This window comes from Verrucomicrobiota bacterium (genome assembly GCA_038744685.1).
Taxonomy (GTDB): domain Bacteria; phylum Verrucomicrobiota; class Verrucomicrobiia; order Opitutales; family Puniceicoccaceae; genus Puniceicoccus.
Genome location: JBCDMB010000022.1, coordinates 51,014 through 58,534, shown reverse-complemented (window position 1 = coordinate 58,534; position 7,521 = coordinate 51,014). Strand labels below are relative to the sequence as shown.

6 protein-coding genes are annotated in these 7,521 nt (G+C 50.0%); 3 read left to right on the top strand and 3 right to left on the bottom strand.

All coding sequences use genetic code 11. The annotated features are described in order from the left end of the window. Positions 1-572: 572 nt before the first annotated feature. Together AAGJ81_12150 and AAGJ81_12145 are read right to left on the bottom strand one after the other, a co-directional pair. Complete coding sequence (locus AAGJ81_12150) at positions 573-815, bottom strand: helix-turn-helix transcriptional regulator (GenBank protein ID MEM0966894.1); 243 nt, start codon at positions 813-815, stop codon at positions 573-575. A gap of 264 nt (positions 816-1,079) precedes the next feature. Beyond that, on the bottom strand, positions 1,080-1,496 hold the full coding sequence (locus AAGJ81_12145) for a hypothetical protein (protein MEM0966893.1): 417 nt from the start codon (positions 1,494-1,496) through the stop codon (positions 1,080-1,082). Positions 1,497-1,642: 146 nt separating this feature from the next. On the opposite strand from AAGJ81_12145, the gene AAGJ81_12140 reads away from it, so the two are divergent. From AAGJ81_12140 to AAGJ81_12130, 3 genes are all read left to right on the top strand, one after another. Further along, positions 1,643-3,184: a YifB family Mg chelatase-like AAA ATPase gene (locus AAGJ81_12140; GenBank protein ID MEM0966892.1), complete on the top strand. Its 1,542-nt coding sequence runs from the start codon at positions 1,643-1,645 to the stop codon at positions 3,182-3,184. Between the two features lie 11 nt (positions 3,185-3,195). Next, entirely contained in the window at positions 3,196-4,080 is an 885-nt protein-coding gene (locus tag AAGJ81_12135; GenBank protein MEM0966891.1) for a hypothetical protein, read from the top strand. A gap of 69 nt (positions 4,081-4,149) precedes the next feature. Beyond that, positions 4,150-5,481, top strand: coding sequence for a DNA recombination protein RmuC (locus tag AAGJ81_12130; GenBank protein MEM0966890.1), 1,332 nt, complete (start codon positions 4,150-4,152; stop codon positions 5,479-5,481). Positions 5,482-5,708: 227 nt separating this feature from the next. On the opposite strand, the gene ptsP is transcribed toward AAGJ81_12130, so the two are convergent. Further along, positions 5,709-7,475 carry a phosphoenolpyruvate--protein phosphotransferase gene (gene ptsP / locus AAGJ81_12125; protein ID MEM0966889.1) on the bottom strand — a complete coding sequence of 589 codons (1,767 nt, stop codon included), beginning with the start codon at positions 7,473-7,475 and terminating at the stop codon, positions 5,709-5,711. Between the last annotated feature and the right edge of the window lie 46 nt (positions 7,476-7,521).

Sequence of the window (7,521 nt, the reverse complement as noted above, 5' to 3'; positions counted from 1 at the left end):
TCCCGTGGCTGGATTCGAGCTGATTTGGCGCAAAATCCGTTTTCTCACCTCAACGAATCTCGATTCGCCTTGGATCGAAAGCCGAATTTTGCCCTGGAACATCTCTTTTTCAGCTCGATCCGGAATTTGTCCACGCGACCTGGTCTTTGGATGTGTTTGCTATCTTGCCAATAGATGTGCCGGAACTACTGGATAATGGACAAAGGCGCGGATTCCAGCGGCAGCAATTAACAAGGATTGAGATGGTGGGCGCATAGTATTTCAGCAAGGGACTTATCAAATCATCCGTCAAATCCAGTTCCTCAAGGAATGCTGTAAACGGATATTTAAAGTCAGAAAAGCCCTCAAATTTTAGGGGTTTGGACAAAAAAATAGCCTTCCAAATATCGGAGGGATTGCCGGGAGCCATACAGTGTAGCGAGCCATAGTCTTTCCATACGGAAAAGCCAAAAAATGTCATAATGGCTGCATGGTTAGACCACGCATAAGATGTGCAAGCCTATTTTCGTTAGGACTTATTGACAAAACTTAGTTTAAGCCAATCTAATCAAGAAGAGTAGTGATCCTTGTTTTTAGAGGTCAGCATGCAAAAACATATCTGCCATCGTCCATTTGAGAGCTTTTGCTATGCGATACAGGGCTGGAAGGCTGGCGTTAAATTCCCCACGTTCCACGCATCCCATATATGCTCGTGAAAGTTCGGCTAATTCTGCAAGTCGTTCTTGTGAAAGCTTGCGAACCCTGCGACGCTCTGAAATTGTTTGCCCCAACTTGACTGCTACAAGGTCTTTGACTGGCTTCTTCTTACGCGGCATAAAGCCGTCATATTATCAATGATCGACGTTTCTTTCGACGTGGTCAGACCTCGCAATTTATAGCCTTCATACAGCAATTCCTCTCACTCATACAACTACGGTAATCGACTCGTGGAAAAACGACAGAGGTTTGTCGAAGAGGAACTGGAACATCAGAAGGAAGCCGGTGAGGAAGATGGATTCGACCTCAAGGTAAAAAAGTTGATTCAAGAACAGCGTGCGCCCAAAGAACCCTCTGATTGAAATGGTAGAAACCCCACAATCCTAATCACTGAACATCTGGATAACTTCTTCCATCGACATCAGTTTGTCATCAATGATCAACTCAATGTAGCTGATTCCCTGCATATCCTCAAATGGTAGAAATCTCACTTGAATATCCCCATCATTAGCCCTTCGGAGACCTCCAACCTTCTTTGTGATCGATTGAACACGATCCTTTCGGATGATTCTCTCAAAGGTCTCCTTTCTCTCGTTCTCGGATAGAATTCTTAAAAACCGCCCTCCTTCTACGGGCTGGATATCCGAACGTTGATCCAAAACAAAACGATAGATTGTCCCTTCCGGAAACTCACGAAAGTCCTCTTCAGCAGCGGCAGTCGAAAAAGAGGGAAATCCAACAAGAAACGCAAAAACGAGCACCCTCGATCTGTTTGCGATTGTCTTTTTAGAAGTTCGCATCACCCCAGAGCAGGAAAGCCAAATCCAAACGATAGAGCAAGAAACATCTACAATCGTAAGAACGACAAACCGTTTCGAAAGGAATTGCCCCTCAATCAACTACGTTTCTGCGTGACATCCTGAAGCACGTATCCTAACTAGTGATCATGTTATCAGTAGTTCAGTCGGGAGCGTTATCGGGTATCGATGGCCTTCCGGTGCAGATCGAGGTGAACACTGGTGAGGCGGGGGATCCACGCCTTGTTTTGGTCGGGCTTCCGGACGCTGCTGTAAAAGAGTCGCAGGATAGAGTGACTTCCGCCCTAAGCAACAGCGGGTTTGACGCGCCTCGAACAAGGACAACGATCAATCTGGCTCCGGGACACTTGAGGAAAGAAGGTCCGAGCTTTGACCTTCCCATCGCGCTGGGAATCCTCGCATCTACCAGCCAGATGAATGGAGACAGCCTCTCAGAGTATTTGATTGCGGGCGAGTTGAGCCTATCCGGTGAGACTCGTCCGATCCGGGGCGGTCTTTCCCTTGCTCTTCTGGCCCGACAGGAAGGAAAAGCAGGCATCCTTCTTCCGCGAAAGACAGCTGAGGAGGCTGCCTTGGTCGAGGGGATCCGCGTCTTCCCGATCGATTCCCTCGAACAGGCAGTTCACTTTCTCGAAGGCTCAGCGACCATTTCGCCAGCAATTGCAGCAGAGAGCCCGTTCCTCAGACGCCGTCCAGTCGAAGAGGACCTTGATTTTTCAGAAATCAAGGGGCAGCACGGCTTGCGAAGGGCGGTCGAGATCGCGGTGGCTGGATCTCATAATCTGCTCATTATTGGGCCACCAGGTTCCGGTAAATCAATGGTGGCAAAACGGATTTCCTCCATCATGCCAGAGCCAACTCTTGAGGAGTATCTTGAGATCCTTCGCATCCATTCGGTAGCCGGTATTACCCGGAACGATTCACAAAAACGTTGGTTTGAGCGTCCTTTCCGTTCTCCCCATCACACAATCAGCGACGTTGGTCTTCTTGGTGGGGGCTCTATCCCAGGTCCAGGAGAAATCTCGCTCGCGCACAATGGAGTTCTGTTTCTCGACGAGCTTCCCGAATTTCGCCGCTCAACCCTTGAAGTGTTACGACAACCTTTGGAGGACGGTGAAGTGACCATTTCACGCAGCGCAGGAAAGATTACCCTCCCCGCTTCAATCATGCTGGTTGCTGCTATGAATCCCACACCCGATGGATATACAGGCCAGGAAGGACGGGAAACCCGAAGCACGCCGGCGCAGATTCAACGGTATCGGTCTAGAATCAGCGGTCCCCTCCTCGATCGGATTGATATTCACGTGGAAGCTCCGGCACTCACCCTCGCGGAGTTGCGCGAGGAGAAGACCGGTGAGACTTCCAAGGCCATCCGCGAGCGGGTGGTTGAAGCGCGTTCAGTGCAGCAGTCCCGCTTTCATGGCACCGCGGCAACCGCAAACGCAACCATGTCGCACCGCCAGATCCGGACCCACTGTCCATTGAGCTCCGAATTGGGTGGACTCCTTCAAAACGCCATGGAGGAGCTATCCCTCTCAGCGCGCGCTTACGATCGGATCCTAAAAGTGTCGCGCACCATCGCTGATTTGGACCAGTCTTCAGATATTCAGGCGAACCACCTTCTCGAGGCAATTCAGTATCGAAGTCTCGACCGCAACCTCTTCTATTAAACCACGCAATCATGAAAAAGTTTGTCCTGCTCTCAACCTTACTTCTGGCCGCTTCAGGCTGTCAGAAGAAAAACGAATTTGAGTTACCCGGACTCACCGATGCAAATGCAACAGCGATTGCCCTTAACGATAAGGGGGACGTGATTGATTTTGTTCACGTTACGCCGGATTCGGGAATTGACTGGATCGAATTTCACGCTCCGACAGACGGAAGCGTTGTTCAGGTCTTAGCCGTAGGAAAATCGCTCCATCCGGATTTCCCTTCGGAGATGATTGTTTCATCGAAGATCGCAGAAGGATTTATGGGTAAAGTGACTGTTGAGGTCGAAGACGGCATGATCACTTCGATTGCAGGGAATTCGGTTTCATTCGGCAATCCACTTTCCATGGAAGACGCAGAAAGAATCAGAGCACAGATCAATGAGGAGAGAGAATACCTCCCCACAACGGTAATCGTCCAAGAGAACAAGTTTCTTTCTAATCTTGTTGAGGACACGGACGGAAATCTTGTGCCCGGAGATATGAGTGATGAACAAAAGGTCTTTGTGTCCCAGCTACTATCTGCTCTGGAGAAATCGGATGACGAGGAACTTTCATCCTTCGTGCACAAAGATGAAGACGATTCTTCGGGAATCGATACCATCCTGAGCTTCCTCAAGTACGTATCAAACGAAGATATTAAGAGGTATCGTTTCATGCGTTTTGATGCCGAACATCCTGACAACCAAAGTGAACTTCAGGACATGGACGGTAACTATTATCGCTACAGCCTACCCATTGATTGGGTGATGACCCTATACTTCAGTGATAGCGATTCTCCTATGCAACACAGTGCTGATTTGTTCATTGGCTCAGATAGTGGACAGTTAAAAGTACCGACGAAGTATGCAGAGTAAGATCCCAACCTCTCTGGAGTCCAAGATCACTTCGCGCACCCTACCCCATTATTGAGACACGTCTAGGCTATGGAATCAGTCGCTATTGCCTTTACAGTCATCGCTTTGGCGGCACTTGCGATCGCTCTATTCTTTATTGGTCGAAAAGTAGGACGGGAGTCCTCCTCCTTGTCCGATGAACAGCAGCAGTCGCTCGACTCGGCGGTCCGCATTCAGGTTCAACTGGAAGAGTGTCAGAAGCGGACCGATCAGCTGGCCTCCGATCTCGAAAACGAGCGCAGCCGCACCGTTGAGCTCAGTAAGCAAAACTCCTCGCTGACTGCCGATCTAGAAAACGAACGGCAAAAAATCGAGCAAATGACCGCTCAACGGGATAAAGAAGTCGAGCGCCTTACGAAGGAATTCGAAAACCTGGCAAACCGAGTACTCCACGAGAGTTCAAAGAAGGTGACGGCGATTCAGGAAGAGAAACTCGGAAGCATTCTGAAACCGGTCGGACAGAAGCTCGAAGACTTTCACAAATCGGTGATCTCCCTGAAGGAGCAAGGGATCACTCATCAAACAGAGTTTCGCGAACAGCTTAAGAACCTGAAGGAGACGAGCTCCAGTATGAACGAGGAGGCGCGCAATCTCACCCGTGCACTCGAAGGACAAAAGTCGCAGGGGATGTGGGGTGAATTTATTCTGGAAAAGGTTCTCGAAAGCTCTGGGTTGCAAAAGGGAGAGGAATACCGGGTTCAGGAAAGCCACACTGGAGACGATTCTACCCGCAAGCAACCAGACGTGATTGTCTACCTACCTGAAGACAAACACCTAATTATCGATGCCAAGGTCTCGCTTACGGCCTATCTTCGGCTGACGGAGAGCCAAAGAGCCGAGGAACGAAAGGCTGCCCTGAAGGAACATCTATTGTCCATCCGCTCACACATCGATAACCTTGCTGGCAAAGAATACGACTCTATTGAAGGTCTAAGCTCCCCCGAAATCGTCCTCCTTTTCGTTCCGATTGAACCCGCCTTTGTCGAAGCTCTCCGCAACGACGCTGCTCTCTTCGACTACGCCTTCAACAAAAAGATCGTGTTGGTAACGCCGACGACTCTACTCGCCACTCTCAAAACGGTCGCTTCGCTGTGGCGGCAGGAAAAACAAAACCGAAATGCTCTGGAAATTGCCCGGCTTGGCGGTGAACTCTACGATAAATTTGTAGGTTTTACGACAGATCTCGACGAGGTCGGAAAACGCCTTCGCCAAGCCAGTGATGCACATGAAAGCGCCAGTGCGAAGTTAAGCACGGGCCGAGGTAATGCCGTACGCACGATAGAGAGGATGAAGGATTTGGGCCTGAAGACCAAAAAGGAGTTGGACCCCGACCGAGTGGAACAAGCCCTTGAAGGGAAGTGATTTTTCCCTGGTCCCAAAAAAAAGCACCCCTTCCATTTCGGAAGGGGTGCGAGTGCACAAAACAAACTAAACTGAAACCATGAAAAACTCGGATAAAGTCGGTTTCAAAGAGTGAGACCCCTCTGCCCGCGTATTGTTCAATTTATCGAGGAAAAAGAGCCATTCAGATCCGAAACATTCCCGAATCCCTTTTATTTACAAATTATTTACAAATAATCTGCCCCGAGTTATGCTGACCCGAAAATATCGTCTCCCACAGTGTCCCTAACCACTCCTTTGTAGAATTCGCGAAGTCTGCGGAAGATCTGTCTGGGACGTCGTAGTTCCAAGACTTCGGACGCCAAATCGCGGGCATCGTTGATCGAAATATGGCGAATCATAAACTTCACCTCCGGAATTAGACTGGGAGACATACTCAGCTCGTCTGCCCCCATTCCTACAAGCAACGGAACATACAAGGGATCACTCGCCATCTCTCCACAAACGGCAACAGGCGTATCTTGCTCATGGGCTAGTTGGATTATAGTCTGGATCGTGCGCAACACCGCCGGATGACTCGGGTCATAGAGATGAGCAATGCTGTCATTTCCCCGATCAACCGCCAAGAGATACTGGATCAGATCGTTGGTCCCAATACTGAGGAAAGAACAGTGCTCCGCGATCACGTCAGCCGTATAAGCGGCACTTGGAATCTCAATCATGCTACCGACCTCTATGTCCTTTAGGTAATTGATCCCTTTGTCCCGCAACTCTTCCTTGGCCTCTTCGAGAATCTGATTTGCCTCCAATAATTCTCGGACTCCGCTAATCATTGGATACATCAGCCTCGCCTTACCGTAAGTGGCTGCCCGCAGAACTGCTTTCAGTTGCTCTTTGAAGACCTCCGGGTTTTTCAAACAGTAGCGGATTGCGCGGAACCCCATGAAAGGATTCTCCTCCTTTCCAAACAAGTTGCCCGGTAGCGCCTTATCCCCTCCCAAATCGAGGCTTCGAATCACAACCGGCAATGGAGCGAGTTGCTCCACCACCCTCCGGTATTGGTCAAATTGGAGATCCTCAGAGGCAAGCGCCTGTCTTTCCCGAAGAACGATCCCTTCCGTGCGGAAAAGACCGACACCTTCGGCCCGACTATCGACGACGGCGGAAACCTCTCCTGCCTCTTCGATGTTGGCAAATATTCTTACCTTACTACCGTCAACCGTCTCGGAGGGCAAGGCGACCTTCGACTCGTACATCTTCCGAATCGAATCCCTTTTCTTCGAAATCTGTCCGTACCGATAAAGGGTCTCCTCCGAAGGGTTAAGAATAAGAATTCCTTCATAACCATCTATGATGACCGTATCGGAAATCTCAATCACCTCGCTGGCGTCTTCGACTCCGACCACCGCTGGCACTTTCATCGAGCGGGCCATGATCACCGCATGACTCGTTCTTCCTCCGCTCTCCGAAACGAACCCAAGGATCTTTTCCCGACTTACTTGAGCCACATCGGTAACGTTGATCGAGTTCGAGATCAAAACGTGAGGTTCAGAAAGAGCATCAGCCCCCATCGAACCGAGGCTCGTCTCCCCGAGAAGATTCGACAATACCCGCTTGGAGACATCACGAATATCCGCAACTCTCTCCCTCAGATACTCATCTTCCATCGAATCGAAAAATTCGATGTAGCGATCCGCCACCAATGCGAAACAATGCTCGATATTGTTTCCGGTCTCTTCAAACGCTGTGATAGTCTCATCAATGAGAGCCTTGTCCTCCAAAACTAAAAGGTGAGCGTCGAATATCTGCGCTTCGGACTCCCCGATCTTTTCCTGAATCTCATGACGCACCCGAAGGATCTGGGATCGGGTTGCCAGCAAAGCCTCTTCAAAACGTTCTTGTTCCCGCTCCCTCCTCGACTCGGGAACCTGATAGACCGGGACATCCACTTCCTGGTGCCGGTAAACAAAAGCTGGGCCAACCACTACTCCGGGCGCGGCCGGAATACCGTTCATTACGATTTCTTTGGTTTCGTCGGACACAGGAATTGAAGTGAGGCCC

Bases quoted from the DNA above. Each gene is read 5' to 3' on its own strand.
- AAGJ81_12150 (MEM0966894.1), bottom strand. From the start codon at position 815: ATGCCGCGTAAGAAGAAGCCAGTCAAAGACCTTGTAGCAGTCAAGTTG.
- AAGJ81_12145 (MEM0966893.1), bottom strand. From the start codon at position 1,496: ATGCGAACTTCTAAAAAGACAATCGCAAACAGATCGAGGGTGCTCGTT.
- AAGJ81_12140 (MEM0966892.1), top strand. From the start codon at position 1,643: ATGTTATCAGTAGTTCAGTCGGGAGCGTTATCGGGTATCGATGGCCTT.
- AAGJ81_12135 (MEM0966891.1), top strand. From the start codon at position 3,196: ATGAAAAAGTTTGTCCTGCTCTCAACCTTACTTCTGGCCGCTTCAGGC.
- AAGJ81_12130 (MEM0966890.1), top strand. From the start codon at position 4,150: ATGGAATCAGTCGCTATTGCCTTTACAGTCATCGCTTTGGCGGCACTT.
- ptsP (MEM0966889.1), bottom strand. From the start codon at position 7,475: ATGAACGGTATTCCGGCCGCGCCCGGAGTAGTGGTTGGCCCAGCTTTT.